Here is a 13250-nt window from a genome sequence, read left to right as displayed (position 1 = left end):
GTTCTTTTAAAGTAAATTTGTTTTTTAATTAATTGAAAAATTCTAGTCATATTGAATGATAATTGATAAATTATATAATAGATATTGAAATAAATTTTTGTGAAAGGGGTAGAAAATGTTAAGGTCTTATAAAGCGTTTTGGCAAAATGCATTGATATTAGAAGGTAGGACACGAAGAAAAGATTTTTGGTGGCCGGTTTTAATTAACATGATTTGTTTATTAATGATTGCGATTATTGCATCGTTAATATTAGTACCACTTCAACATGGGAAAATCATTTATGACATAGTCTTTTATATCGTGTATCTCATTTTTACAGTACCGATGTTTACAATTTCGGTAAGACGATTTCATGATATTGGAAAAGGTAAAACGATACCCGTCATCTATTTAGTATTAACCCTTTTAAATCCGATAAATCAAATGGCAAATGACTATGGATGGTTTTCTCAACTAGAGCATTTAAATATTGTTGTCATCATTGTATTAGCAATTATGGCAATTATATTTGCCATTGGAAGTATTGTTATTTCAATTATGGCATTAGTGTATTGTATTCAAGACAGTGAAAAAGGTACGAACCAATATGGACCAAATCCTAAAGAACACATGTATGAAGCATAAAAGATATCAAATGAACTTCAATCTACTGCATTACAAGTTTGTCTACTTGTAGTGCAGTTTTTTATTTTGTATGGCTTAATTTCTCATATGGGTTAAATTGACATGATATATGGGAATAGATATCATAAATGAATTGATATATGAAAAGTTACAAATACAAAGGGGTTGTCTGAATGCCGAGTAAACAACGTGATTTTACACATGGCAATATATTCAAAGGTTTGGTTTTGTTCTCAGGTCCCATCATGTTAACCAATCTACTTCAAACCTCGTTTCAAATTATAGATAGTTTATGGGTTGGGAATTTATTAGGGGCTCACGCGCTAGGCGCTGTGGCGATTTCTACTACTATTTTAATAACGATACTTTCATTTATTTTAGGTTTAAATAATGCAGTTTTAACGATATTATCTCAATATTACGGTAAAAAGGATTATAGGGGGCTTAAGCAATATTTAAATGCATTTGTTGTTGTAATGACGTCGATGGCATTGATATTTGGTGTGATTGGATTCATATTTTCAAAACACTTACTATTATTAATCGGTACGCCAGCTACTTTATTAGGACAAGCAACGACATATTTACAAATTAGTTTTTTAGGTATTTTATTCTTATTTGGTTATAACTTTGTAAATACGGTATCTCGCGCACTTGGAGATAGTAAGACACCCATGCGTATTGTATTTTTAGCAGTAGTACTTAATGCTATTTTAGCGCCATTATTTATTGGTGTTTTTCAATTAGGTATGGTTGGTGCCGCATTATCGACAGTCGTATCACAAGGCCTAGCTTTTCTGTATAGTTTATATCATTCACTTAAGCATCAACTTATTCCTTTTACAGTCCCTAAACTGCCTCAAAAAGATGAAGTCATCTTAATTTTGAAATTAGGTATACCCGCAGGCTTACAGATGGCAGTCATTCAAGGTGGCAATGCTGCTATACTTAGTGTGGTTACCCAATTTGGTGGTGATACAGTAGCAGGATTTAGTGCTTCTCAAAGGTTAGACAGTTTAATTATGTTACCGGCAATGGCACTTGGAACTGCAGTGAATAGTATGGCAGGTCAGAATATAGGTTTCGGTAATTGGAAGAGAGTTCGTCAAATAGCTAAAGTATCAGCATTATATAATTTTGCTATTATGATTAGCATTGCTTTAGTTGTAATGGTAGTAGCTGAATTTGCTATTAAATTCTTTATTCAGGATCAACAAGCTGTTGATTTCGGTAGTCACTATTTACGTATTGTAGCGCTTTGTTATCCATTTTTAGGATTGAATTTTGTATTAAATGGTATCGTAAGGGCATCTGGAGCAATGTACCAAGTGTTAGTGTTAAATATTATTTCATTTTGGATACTACGTTTTCCATTAACAGAGGTATTCTCAAAAATGTTTGGTCAAACAGGTATTGGTATGGGCATGGGTATAGGTTTTATCATAAGTAGTTTATTTGCATTTGCCTATTATCAATTTGGGAAATGGGACCAAAAAATTATACTTGAAGATCATGATTAGAAAAGGTTAAAAAATAACATTAAAATATCAATTATCATACTTGGAATATCCTATTACTATAAAGCATAGTGATGGGATATTTTTATTAAAAAATTTAAAATGATTAAAAAGCTAATGAAAAATATGTGGAATTTGATATGATAAAATGAAGTAATATACATATTAAAATAAAAATGAATGGAATGAGTAAACATGAAACGTAATTTCTGGTTAATTATTATATCATTAGTAATCATTCTTGCAGGATGCAGCCAAAATGATCAGCATCAATCAGACAAAGGTTCTAAAAATCAATCTAATACAGGTAAAACGCCGTATCACCGTATTGTTTCATTGATGCCAAGTAATACTGAAATTTTATATGAACTTGGACTTGGAAATCGTATTGTGGGTGTGTCTACCGTCGATGACTATCCTAAAAGTGTTAAAAAAGGGAAAAAGCAATTTGATGCGATGAATTTGAATAAAGAAGCCTTGTTAAAGGCAAAACCTGATTTAATATTAGCACACGAATCTCAAAAATCATCTTCGGGCAAGGTTTTAGATGCTTTGAAAAAAGAGGGTGTTAAAGTCGTTTACGTTAAAGATGCACAATCACTGAAAGAAACATATGAAACGTTTAAATCAATTGGGAAGTTAACCCATCGTGAAAAGCAAGCCAATCAATTAGTAAAAGAAACTAAAGATAATGTCGACAAAGTGGTTCAATCAATTCCGAAACATCATAAGCAACCAAAAGTATTTATGGAAGTATCATCTCAACCAGAAATATACACTGCCGGTAAACATACATTCTTTGATGATATGTTAAAACAATTAGATGCTAAAAATAGCTTTGAAGATATTGATGGTTGGAAATCAGTCAGTAAAGAAAGCATCGTCAAACACAATCCAGATATTTTGATATCTACGGAAGGAAAGTCACAGGCTGAATATGAAAAAATCATTGCAAAACGTGGTGGTTTTGATAAAACGAATGCTGTGAAACATCATCGTATTACAACAGTTAATGGTGATGAAATATCACGTCCTGGACCAAGAATAGACGATGGTTTAAAAGAACTAAGAGATGCTATTTATAAAAAATAATGATTTCTAAAAGTACTAGTACACATGATGCAGATCTAAAATGAACGATGTCAGTTAGCTATGTCAATGTGAGACTAGTACTTTTTTGATTTAAAGTTTGTTATGATGGGCACAATAACGAAAAAGTAATTAGAAAAGAGCGTATTATGAAAAAGATAAAGGTTATTTTAATTTGGACATTGATTTTAATTGGCACCATATTAATGAGTTTAATGTGGCAAATTGGTGATCTGTCTGATCCATTTAACCAAACGATTTTATTGAAAGTAAGACTATCTAGGGTGTTAGAAGCATTGCTTACCGGAGCGACATTAACATTGGCTGGGCAAATGTTTCAGACGGTACTCAATAATCCACTTGCAGATAGTTTTACATTGGGTTTAGCCAGTGGTGCTACGTTTGGCTCAGGATTAGCCTTATTTTTAGGGTTGAGTTTTTTATGGATCCCATTCTTTTCTATAGGGTTTAGCCTCATAACGCTAATTATTGTATTAAGTCTAACAATGACGTTATCTACAGGTTATCCTGTCCGTGTATTGATTCTACTTGGGTTAATGATAGGGGCATTATTTAATGCTTTATTATATATATTGATATTGATAAAACCGCAGAAGTTAAATACAGTGGCGAATTATTTATTTGGCGGCTTTGCTTCTGCAGAAATTGAAAATGATATCATCATAGCCATTGTATTGGCATTGTCAGTTATGGGGCTAGGATTATTATTACGTCCAATTAAATTATTGCAACTAGGAGAGTTGAAAGGTCAATCGTTAGGTTTAAATGTACAACGTATGACCTTTATGGTACTTACCATAGCCTCTGTTGTCACAGCTGTTGTAGTCGCTTATGTAGGCATTATTGGCTTCATTGGCATGATTGTGCCTCAATTGATTCGACGTTATTATTGGCGTTTTGAGCTCGGAATGCAAATGGTTTTAAATATCATCATTGGTGCAATAGTGATGGCGTTAGCTGATTTTATAGGTAGTATTTTGATACATCCAATACAAGTGCCGGCTAGTATTATTATGGCGTTATTAGGTATTCCGGTATTATGTTATATTTTATTATCGCAATCTAAAGTATTACGCTAATGTCATTCATTTGCTAAAATAAGAATTAATAAACGATGAAGAGGTTAAAAAGATGGATTTGAGTCATATAAAAGCAATTGTATTCGATTTAGAAGGCACATTGCTAGATAGAGTAAAATCACGTGAGAAATTTATTGAAGAACAATATGAAAGATTTCATGATTATTTTGTACATGTACAATTAGCTGATTTTAAGAATAAGTTCATTGAGTTAGATGATGATGAAGACAATGACAAGCCAGATTTATATAAAGCTATTATTAAACAATTTCATATCGATCGTTTAACCTGGAAAGACCTATTTAATGATTTTGAGATGCATTTTTATCGTTATGTATTTCCATATTATGACACGTTATATACACTAGAACGATTATCTAAAGCAGATTATCTTATTGGGGTCATTGCAAATGGTAAATCTAAAATTAAACAATTTAGACTACACTCATTAGGTATCATGCATGTCATTAATTATTTATCGACATCTGAAACTGTAGGGTTTCGTAAACCACACCCAAAGATATTTGAGGATATGATTGATCAATTAGATGTCAAAGCAGATGAAATTATGTATGTTGGAGACGATGCTTTAAACGATGTTGCACCAGCACGTGCAATGGGAATGGTAAGTGTTTGGTTCAAACAAGAAGATGCAGAAATAGAACCGCTTGAAGAGGAAGTTGATTTTACCATTACCACGATTGAAGAATTACTGGATATTTTGCCGAAGAATTTTAATTTAGAAGGAGAACGATCTAATGGATTTATTTACTAGAAATGATGGTACAACACTACATTACAATAAATTAGGTGAAGGATACCCAGTTGTGTTGATTCACACTGCTTACGATAATTATACGGTATTTAATGACGTAGCTAAAAAGTTAGCGAAGTCATTCCAAGTGGTACTGATTGATTTAAGAGGTCATGGGTATTCTGACAAACCGAGACATATCGCATTCCAAGAATTTGCGGATGATATTATCGCATTACTAGACTTTATATATATCGATCAAGCCGCTTTTATTGGACACGAAATGGCTGCCATGATTATTGCAGATTTATCAGTAAGATATCCTGGCTATGTATCTTCATTAACATTTGTTAATCCAACGTCAGTTGAAGGAGAGCTACCAGAAGAGCGTTTGTTTAGAAAATATGCCCATACCATTCGTAACTGGGATGATGAAAAGCAATCGAAATTCTTAAATGATAAAAAATATTACAAACCACGTAAAATGAACAAGTTTTTAAAACATGTCGAAGACACAAATTCAATTTCAACTAAAGAAGAAATTCAAGCAATAGAAGATGTATTTAAATCAACAGGTATTTCCGATGTTTTTTCAAAAGTAGCGGCGCCTACATTAATTATTGCAGGAGAATACGGCGAAAGAACGACAACACTTGAAGCTAAAGAAGTTGTAGATTTAATCGAACATGGTGACTTTTTAGTATATAATACTTCAAGTTTATATCCATTTGTAGAAGAAGAACAACGATTTATTGAGGATGTAACGCAATTTATTACTGACCATTGCCCAATTAGAAAAAATCATAATTAATGATTGAGGTTTGATAGATAACTACGACTTAAGTATTAAAATTTGTAACATTTTTGTAATGATGTTGTCATATTAGTAATATTTGTAGTATACTGTGATTAAGCACAAGAAAGAGATATTGATATAAAGGAGAGAGTGCTTATGAAAAAGTTAATGGCATCATTACTTGTTTCAGGTCTAGTTGTCACAGGAGTAAACGTTAATCACGTTGAAGCAGCAACTGGTAATTCAATTCAAACAGTTCAACAAATCACACAAGGTGATCAATCATTAGAAAATGTAAAATTAGGCGAATCAATGCAAAGCGTCTTAGGTAAATATAGCAATCCTATTTATTCTTATAATGAAAATGGTTCAGAACATTACTATGAATTTAGAACAAATAAAGGTGTATTATTAGTAACAGCAGATGGGAAAAAAGATAGAGGTCATGTGACACGTGTATCTATGACTTATAATAAAGCTAATGGGCCAACATATAATGCAGTTAAACGTAGTGTAAGTCCAAATGCTTCAAGTCGTGTCCACTATAATCATGTCACTGGTAATTTTGGATATATCAAAGATAAAAATGCTAGCTATCAATTTAGTTCAAATTCACCTAAAGATAAAAATGTTAAACTTTATAGAGTAGATTTAGGTAAATAATAAGTCATCAATCATTTTTAAATATGAATAGCCGACAAACTGATGTTGAGTTACTTTTTTAAGTCTCTCAAAATGTTTGTCGGTTATTTTGTGTGTAAATGATTGATTTCAAGATTAAATCATTTTATAGGATAAAGGTTCTTTTTTTGATATAAAATAAAATGAAGGTTAAAGAAATAGCAATTCAATTATGTTACAATGCTATATTGATAGAAAGAAAAAGTAATTATGATGGATTTCGAAAGTAAAATACGGATAGAAAATGAACGCCGTAGTTGAAGTTAAGATAACAAAGCATCTAGAAAGCGTAATTAAAGGAGCTTAACATGAGGACAAATGATAAAGTACTACTCGAAAATATTAATGACTACTTTAGTCATAAGGGAATGTCGCCAAACCTTATAGATGATATTAAAGAAAAGTTTCGTATAGATATTCAAAAGTCTGAAGCAAAAGATCAAGATTACATAGAGTATAGAGAAAAATCGCCAGCACAAATTATTTTAATCATACAGCGTAATCTATTTGCACTCGAACTAAATCCTATCATCTTTTTTATTATTAATTTTATATTGATTTCATATTTATATGACAAGCAATATGTGCAATTTCAAGCGATTACAGGTATTAGTTTGTTTTACTGCATAGTGATTTTTCCAATATCCATTTTGATTTATCATCGAATCAATAAAAAGAATTATTTGTATAGTAACCGATACGAAATGATAGGCGGTTTTGTTATCGCCGCAATAGCGTTGATACTTATTATTATGCAAGGATTCTATTTCAATTGGTCGATTATACCAATATCCATGTATGGTCATCAATTTGTTTTCTTTGTCGGTATTATTTTATGTATTGCAGGAATCTATTTAAAAAAATTAGAGTTTACTGGATTAGGATTGTTAGTTTGTCAAAAAACGATTGATGCAATGGTATCCAATCCAGATATCGCTCAAATATTCTCATTAGTTATTTGGATTTTATTAGTGATATTAATTATTTACTGTACGATTAAATTATCAGAGAGAACAAAAAGTTAATAAAGCGGGGTGAAGGTCTTCATTTGTTTTCAAATGGAGACTTTTTATATTGTAAAATCATTCTCTTTCTTTAGAAATTAGAAATTTCAGAGTTACACCCTAAGAAGTTCTAAGCAATTTCTTGCAATAAGGTAGGAACGCCTGAGCTGAAGCTCATGACACACAGTAGATGACTGATATCAATGGACGTTACACTAATTGATATCTAGTCATCCTTGCGGGGGTAACACTAAGAATTTAGAAATTTCAGAGTTACACCCTAAGAAGTTCTAAGCAATTTCTTGCAATAAGGTAGGAACGCCTGAGCTGAAGCTCATGACACGCAGTAGATGACTGATATCAATGGACGTTACACTAATTGATATCTAGTCATCCTTGCGGGGGTAACACTAAGAAATTAGAAATTTCAGAGTTACGCCCTAAGAAGTTCTAAGCAATTTCTTGCTAAGAACTTCTAAATATTGGCGTAAAGTTATTTTCAAGTGGGTATAGTACATACTAAAGGGAGGTGCCACTATGGACAAAATTCTATTAGGCAATGGTATTGAAATTGCTTATCGTGATGTAGGGCAAGGCATTCCCATCGTATTAATTCATGGATTAGATGGCAACTTAGCAGCATTTAAACAATTATCACAACAGTTAAGTGATCGCTATAGAGTCATAACTTATGATGTACGTGGTCATGGGAAATCATCGAGATGTGAGGCTTTTGATTTAGAAGATCATATCGAAGATTTATATATATTAATGGAGAGATTAAATATAAGTTCTGCACATATTTTAGGACATGATATGGGTGGATTAATCGGTAAAAGATTTACTGAAAAATATCCATTTAAGACCATTTCATTAACTGCAGTCGCTTCAAAAAGAGAGGATATTACCCACGGATTCACTAAATTAATGGTAGAACACCAAGATTTAGTTGCAGGATTTAATAAATCCGAGGCAGTTCTATTACTATTTCCTATTTTATTTAAAGAACAAGATAATACTATGAAATGGTTTCAAGATCAAAGAATGTATTATAGGCAAACATCAGAGGAAAGTGCTATTGCTATAAGAGCACTAATCTCTTATAATGCACAGGAACAAGAAGAACGTCCTTTAGTCAATGTACCAACATTAATCATTAATGGATTTTATGATCCTCTGATTAAGGATAAAAATAATTATTGTGTAGACGATCATTTTGAAAATATTACTAAAATGGTATTTAATGACTCAGGTCATGCACCACATATCGAAGAACCAGAAAAATTTGTAAAAGTATATACGGACTTTATTAGTTCAATTGAACATTGGATTGAAAGATAACGACTTATTCAAAAAAGGGATTTTATCACACGTGCAAATGGCACGAGGATGAAATCCCTTTTAATTTCAGACACGTTATATTTTTTTTCAAATCTAGTCATCATTAAAAAATACCTATCTTTTAAAAGATAGGTATGAGATGGGTAGATATTTACATTCAAATCTATTAAGTTGTTAGCTTAACTGTTTATATCTATCTCGTTTAAAATATCCTCACTTACTTTAAAGCTTATACTTCGTTTTCGTCGTTAGCTTCAGTGATTCGTTTGTTAACACGTTTTAATAATTCATCGATTTTTTTACGTTGTTTAGTATTAACTAAAATTAATACTGTTCTTTCGTCATGTTCATTACGTTTTTTATCGAAATAATCTTCTTGTGATAAGTTTTTAACAGCTTTTACAACTTGTGGTTGTTTGTAGTTTAAGTGGTTGATAATATCTTTAAGATAGTATTCCTCTTCTTTGTGTTCACTAATATAAGTTAAAACTGCGAATTCCTCAAAACTAATTGAGAATTCTTTTTTAATAATACTTTTTAATTTGTCAGCATAAGTGACCATTGCTAGTAATTCGAAGCAATCATTTATTTTTGAAATAGCCATTACTGAAACCTCCCTATTATATACACTTACATATACTTCTATAAGTGCTTTTACCCGATTTTATCTATTTATATCTTTTTTTGAAAAATACGAAGTGTCTGTCATAATTTAGTATTAAATTAATTTAAAGAATTATATTTAATGCTATATTATTTAGTTAATTATAACTAAATAAAATTAAGAAGTAAACAAATAAGTGTTTATAAAACAAATTATTGATTGTGATATATCTTTTTTTCTTAAAAATAGCATTTTTCTAATTCAAATTTATCATAACAAATTCAAATTTTCTGTAATTTAATAAAAAAACAACTAAAAAGTAAAGTTTTTGAAATGATTATTACAAATAACTTATTTGAAAGACTTTTTTAAAGTCATCGAAGGTGCGACAATAACGTCTTCATTTAACATTAACCCTTGTGTAACATTTATATACCCATTTTGTTTGGCTATATTGTATTTAACCTCACGTTTAACTATTTTATTTTTGAGTTTAACGAGGACATATTTGTTATCTATTAATGTACTTTTAGAGATACGTATATCATTGGAAAAAAGTTTGATTTTGAAGTGGGTGCCGATAACATAATGTGGTCGAGTCGATATTTCAATTTGATACATAGATGTTTGCTTATTAATCTGTTTTGGGACATTTGAAATATATTTTATTTTTCCAATGAAACGATTTTTATCATTAGAATAGATTGAAATATTTTGATTTATTTTTAATAAATCCTTTTCGGATTCTGATATAGTAGCACGAATAATACGTTCTTTGCTATTGATTTGCATTATGGGTTGATTATTTTTAGAAGGAGATTTATTTAGTATATGTACATAACCGCTAATAGGGGCGTAAGCTTGTGTATGAATTTCTGATTTATCTTTAAAGAATTGTGATTGGTGAAGTGTTCTATCAGTGAGCTGTTGTTGATGTGAAGATGATAATTTAGGGAAGGTTTGCTGAATTTGTTTGAACGTCAGTTGTTGATCATCAAGTTGTGTTGCCTTCGATGGATTGAAATATTCTAAAAGTGGGGAATTCTTTTTAGCGTAAGTAAGAGGTTTAACGAAGAATTGATGAATATAGCCATACTGTTTGTCGTAATAAAGAGTAAAATTTTCGACAGCTTCTTGTGTGCCAATAGTGGAAAGTAAGGTTTCATGTTTTGTCTTAATCGTTTTAACATGGTTAAGTTGATTGGGAGAATGAGAAGAACGATAAAGATAAAAACCGAATCCTGGGGAAATGATTATGAATAGGAGTATTAAAGGAAATAAAATCGCTTTGTTGAAGTTCAATATGTTCACCTCTGGGGATAAGATGGCATTATTATACTACACAATAAGAACGATAAAAATATTAAAACGAAATATTATTGAAATAGATGTTGTTACTATTAGGTAGTGTTGCAGAATATGAAAAATACACAACAAGAATGATAAAAAACTGAGTTCCTAAAATAAGAACTCAGTAGCAATTTAAACGTTAAAATAAACGTAATAATATAATGCCTATAGCAATACAACTCAAACCAATACATTTTCGAAGTGTGATTCTGTTTTTAGGTGTACCTAGTAAACCAAAGTGATCGATTATTACGCCCATTAACATTTGACCGAGCATACCTACAATCGTAGTTAAAGCAGCACCTAGAAATGGCATTAGTATGACATTAGAGGTAACAAAAGCCATACCTAAGATACCTCCCACAAAGTATATTGGTTTGATATGACCAAAATCTGGATGTGTTTGGTGAATTTTTAAGCTTCTATGGAAGATTAATGTCAAAATGAGTAAAGCGATTGTACCTATCGTAAACGACACTAATGAAGCAAAGAATGATGAATGGACTTCTTTTGCCAATGCACTATTGATTGTCGTTTGGATAGGGGGTGCACATCCGAAAATAAAGCCAATGATTAACCATATATATAAATTCGAATGAGATTGATGTAAAAGTTTGTCTTTAGGAATTTGATTCATCAGTAAAATACCTATAAGTAAAAGAACAATGCCCACTGCTTTGAAAAAAGTGAACGGTTGTTGACTTGCACCAAACAAGCCTAATGTATCAATGACAACACCCATCATAATTTGACCAGCTACTGTAATGACAACGGTAAGTGCTGCACCTAATCTAGGTAGTAATAATAAGTTGCCTGTTAAGAAACATACGCCTAATAAGCCACCTACAAACCAGTGATAATTAAAGGTTTGTTCAGTAAAAAAATGAGGAGTGAGCATATGAGGGTTGATTATTAAATTCAGGATGATTAAACATACGGTTCCCACACCGAAAGATACTGTTGAAGCATAAAAAGATGATCGGGTATATTGACTTAGTCTTGAGTTTACGGATGTCTGTATAGGAATTAACATACCAACAAAGATACCTAAAAAATATAGTAAAGCCATAATTAATGTCACTCTTTTCTCGTCATAGTGAATCAATTATATCGAAAATGACACTATTATAAAATAGTAGATTAGACTTGAATAAAATGTCTTAAATATATTTATTCAAATAGAAAGACCCTATACCCAATGTGATAAATATCAGAGGGTATAGGGCGTCAATCAATTATTTATTTTCAAAAAGGATTTGGGTATTTTTGGATACAATATAGGCAGCGTAGACTTTGTTGATTGAACCAACGGTTGATTTTAAAATATCTAATTTTAATAATTGATTCATACTTTCTTTTACGACTTGTTCGGTTAGTGCGCTATCATTTTCGGGTATTTGTAACTTTATTGGTTTGTCTAAGTCACTTTTAAAAACAAGGTCTAATGTAGTTTTCATATGCATTCTCCTAAACTATTGATTGTGTTCTAATGGCTTCAACTTTATCAAATGATTCGCCAGTCAAGCGTTCAATAATAGTTGAAAATGTTTTGATTTGTTCGTCAGTGGTAGCGGGTTTTAAATTTGAAAAACGGCGTTTATGTTGGATTGCTTTACCTTCTGAATCATAAGTAATACGAGTTAAAACAACCACCAGTTGATTTACTTCATTCATTGTTATAACCTCCTTTCACTATATATATCGAAATAAAAATTAAAAAGGGTCACAATTTAATAAATAAATTTAAGCAGATTGCTTTAATGTTACTTAAACATGATTTATCATTAAATAAGAAACTTAATAAGGAGGACGTATGAATCAAGTAGAGCCGATTAGAAGAACAGAAGATATACAAAAAATGTATAGTGTGTTGCGATCTCGTTCTCAAAGAGATTATTTATTATTTAAATTTGCAATACATACTGGAATAAAGTTATCAGAATTGTTAAATATGAGTGTTCAACGACTGAAATCAATTGAAAGTGGGAATATAAAAACAACTTGGATTGATGACGGAGAACTAACGATTCAAATTTTATTACCACCAGATTTAAGAAATGAGTTGCAAGACTATATTGACTATTATGAGATTAAGGAAAATGATCTTGTATTTCAGTCAATACGGACGGGGAAAGGATTATCAAGACAACAAGCATATCGTATTATTAATAAAGCAGCTGAAGAGTTAGACATACCACATATCGGATTAACTACATTGAGAAAAACCTTTGCATATCATGCATACCAATCGGGAATATCAATTTCAATAATCCAGAAGTATTTAGGGCATCAAACAACGCATGAAACAATGAAATTTATCGGTATTAAAGATAAAATGCATAATCGTACTGTCATTGCGTTAAATCTATAAAATATATAAAAGGAGGCT

At 31.1% G+C, this 13250-nt stretch carries 15 protein-coding genes; 10 read left to right on the top strand and 5 right to left on the bottom strand.

Annotated features, from left to right (window positions below; translation table 11 throughout):
- The first annotated feature begins 115 nt into the window (after nucleotides 1–115).
- The 9 genes from EL082_RS10345 to EL082_RS10305 all read left to right on the top strand — a co-directional run bounded on the left by EL082_RS10345 (nucleotide 116) and on the right by EL082_RS10305 (nucleotide 8907).
- Complete coding sequence (locus EL082_RS10345) at nucleotides 116–625, top strand: DUF805 domain-containing protein (RefSeq protein WP_002465867.1); 510 nt, start codon at nucleotides 116–118, stop codon at nucleotides 623–625.
- Nucleotides 626–798: 173 nt separating this feature from the next.
- Nucleotides 799–2145: an MATE family efflux transporter gene (locus tag EL082_RS10340; RefSeq protein WP_103286250.1), complete on the top strand. Its 1347-nt coding sequence runs from the start codon at nucleotides 799–801 to the stop codon at nucleotides 2143–2145.
- A gap of 192 nt (nucleotides 2146–2337) precedes the next feature.
- Nucleotides 2338–3234: an ABC transporter substrate-binding protein gene (locus EL082_RS10335; protein ID WP_002465864.1), complete on the top strand. Its 897-nt coding sequence runs from the start codon at nucleotides 2338–2340 to the stop codon at nucleotides 3232–3234.
- A gap of 146 nt (nucleotides 3235–3380) precedes the next feature.
- Entirely contained in the window at nucleotides 3381–4331 is a 951-nt protein-coding gene (locus EL082_RS10330) for a FecCD family ABC transporter permease (protein ID WP_002465860.1), read from the top strand.
- Between the two features lie 52 nt (nucleotides 4332–4383).
- The gene (locus EL082_RS10325) at nucleotides 4384–5106 is read left to right on the top strand and encodes an HAD family hydrolase (RefSeq protein ID WP_002451060.1); all 723 of its coding nucleotides are present in this window, start codon (nucleotides 4384–4386) and stop codon (nucleotides 5104–5106) included.
- Nucleotides 5090–5896, top strand: coding sequence for an alpha/beta fold hydrolase (locus EL082_RS10320; protein WP_049415626.1), 807 nt, complete (start codon nucleotides 5090–5092; stop codon nucleotides 5894–5896). The genes EL082_RS10325 and EL082_RS10320 overlap by 17 nt, the downstream gene beginning before the upstream one ends.
- A 141-nt stretch (nucleotides 5897–6037) precedes the next feature.
- Nucleotides 6038–6544 (top strand): SA0570 family protein, encoded by a 507-nt coding sequence (locus EL082_RS10315; protein WP_002465910.1) that lies wholly within the window; start codon nucleotides 6038–6040, stop codon nucleotides 6542–6544.
- 326 nt (nucleotides 6545–6870) lie between these two features.
- Nucleotides 6871–7587 carry a hypothetical protein gene (locus EL082_RS10310; protein WP_049415629.1) on the top strand — a complete coding sequence of 239 codons (717 nt, stop codon included), beginning with the start codon at nucleotides 6871–6873 and terminating at the stop codon, nucleotides 7585–7587.
- 516 nt (nucleotides 7588–8103) lie between these two features.
- The gene (locus EL082_RS10305; protein ID WP_002465857.1) at nucleotides 8104–8907 is read left to right on the top strand and encodes an alpha/beta fold hydrolase; all 804 of its coding nucleotides are present in this window, start codon (nucleotides 8104–8106) and stop codon (nucleotides 8905–8907) included.
- 229 nt (nucleotides 8908–9136) lie between these two features.
- On the opposite strand, the gene sarA is transcribed toward EL082_RS10305, so the two are convergent.
- The 5 genes from sarA to sroA form a co-directional block, all read right to left on the bottom strand.
- A complete protein-coding gene (sarA, locus tag EL082_RS10300; RefSeq protein ID WP_002451055.1) occupies nucleotides 9137–9511 on the bottom strand; it encodes a global transcriptional regulator SarA in 375 nt (124 codons plus the stop codon).
- 351 nt (nucleotides 9512–9862) lie between these two features.
- On the bottom strand, nucleotides 9863–10822 hold the full coding sequence (locus tag EL082_RS10295) for an efflux RND transporter periplasmic adaptor subunit (protein ID WP_232012183.1): 960 nt from the start codon (nucleotides 10820–10822) through the stop codon (nucleotides 9863–9865).
- Between the two features lie 178 nt (nucleotides 10823–11000).
- Entirely contained in the window at nucleotides 11001–11930 is a 930-nt protein-coding gene (locus EL082_RS10290) for a DMT family transporter (protein WP_002465868.1), read from the bottom strand.
- Between the two features lie 166 nt (nucleotides 11931–12096).
- Entirely contained in the window at nucleotides 12097–12318 is a 222-nt protein-coding gene (locus tag EL082_RS10285; protein WP_002465859.1) for a DUF2922 domain-containing protein, read from the bottom strand.
- Between the two features lie 10 nt (nucleotides 12319–12328).
- Nucleotides 12329–12535, bottom strand: coding sequence for a sigS mRNA-stabilizing protein SroA (sroA, locus tag EL082_RS10280; RefSeq protein ID WP_002465851.1), 207 nt, complete (start codon nucleotides 12533–12535; stop codon nucleotides 12329–12331).
- A 139-nt stretch (nucleotides 12536–12674) separates the two neighbouring features.
- On the opposite strand from sroA, the gene EL082_RS10275 reads away from it, so the two are divergent.
- The gene (locus EL082_RS10275) at nucleotides 12675–13232 is read left to right on the top strand and encodes a tyrosine-type recombinase/integrase (protein WP_049416161.1); all 558 of its coding nucleotides are present in this window, start codon (nucleotides 12675–12677) and stop codon (nucleotides 13230–13232) included.
- The last annotated feature ends 18 nt before the right edge of the window (nucleotides 13233–13250 follow it).

The sequence above is a fragment of the Staphylococcus warneri genome (assembly GCF_900636385.1).
Lineage (GTDB): Bacteria > Bacillota > Bacilli > Staphylococcales > Staphylococcaceae > Staphylococcus > Staphylococcus warneri.
Note: the sequence above shows the minus strand (reverse complement) of the source record. Positions and strands in the feature narration are given on the sequence as shown.

Excerpts from the sequence above, each read along its gene's own strand:
- EL082_RS10345 (WP_002465867.1), top strand. The coding sequence starts at position 116 with ATGTTAAGGTCTTATAAAGCGTTTTGGCAAAATGCATTGATATTAGAA.
- EL082_RS10340 (WP_103286250.1), top strand. The coding sequence starts at position 799 with ATGCCGAGTAAACAACGTGATTTTACACATGGCAATATATTCAAAGGT.
- EL082_RS10335 (WP_002465864.1), top strand. The coding sequence starts at position 2,338 with ATGAAACGTAATTTCTGGTTAATTATTATATCATTAGTAATCATTCTT.
- EL082_RS10330 (WP_002465860.1), top strand. The coding sequence starts at position 3,381 with ATGAAAAAGATAAAGGTTATTTTAATTTGGACATTGATTTTAATTGGC.
- EL082_RS10325 (WP_002451060.1), top strand. The coding sequence starts at position 4,384 with ATGGATTTGAGTCATATAAAAGCAATTGTATTCGATTTAGAAGGCACA.
- EL082_RS10320 (WP_049415626.1), top strand. The coding sequence starts at position 5,090 with ATGGATTTATTTACTAGAAATGATGGTACAACACTACATTACAATAAA.
- EL082_RS10315 (WP_002465910.1), top strand. The coding sequence starts at position 6,038 with ATGAAAAAGTTAATGGCATCATTACTTGTTTCAGGTCTAGTTGTCACA.
- EL082_RS10310 (WP_049415629.1), top strand. The coding sequence starts at position 6,871 with ATGAGGACAAATGATAAAGTACTACTCGAAAATATTAATGACTACTTT.
- EL082_RS10305 (WP_002465857.1), top strand. The coding sequence starts at position 8,104 with ATGGACAAAATTCTATTAGGCAATGGTATTGAAATTGCTTATCGTGAT.
- sarA (WP_002451055.1), bottom strand. The coding sequence starts at position 9,511 with ATGGCTATTTCAAAAATAAATGATTGCTTCGAATTACTAGCAATGGTC.
- EL082_RS10290 (WP_002465868.1), bottom strand. The coding sequence starts at position 11,930 with ATGGCTTTACTATATTTTTTAGGTATCTTTGTTGGTATGTTAATTCCT.
- EL082_RS10285 (WP_002465859.1), bottom strand. The coding sequence starts at position 12,318 with ATGAAAACTACATTAGACCTTGTTTTTAAAAGTGACTTAGACAAACCA.
- sroA (WP_002465851.1), bottom strand. The coding sequence starts at position 12,535 with ATGAATGAAGTAAATCAACTGGTGGTTGTTTTAACTCGTATTACTTAT.
- EL082_RS10275 (WP_049416161.1), top strand. The coding sequence starts at position 12,675 with ATGAATCAAGTAGAGCCGATTAGAAGAACAGAAGATATACAAAAAATG.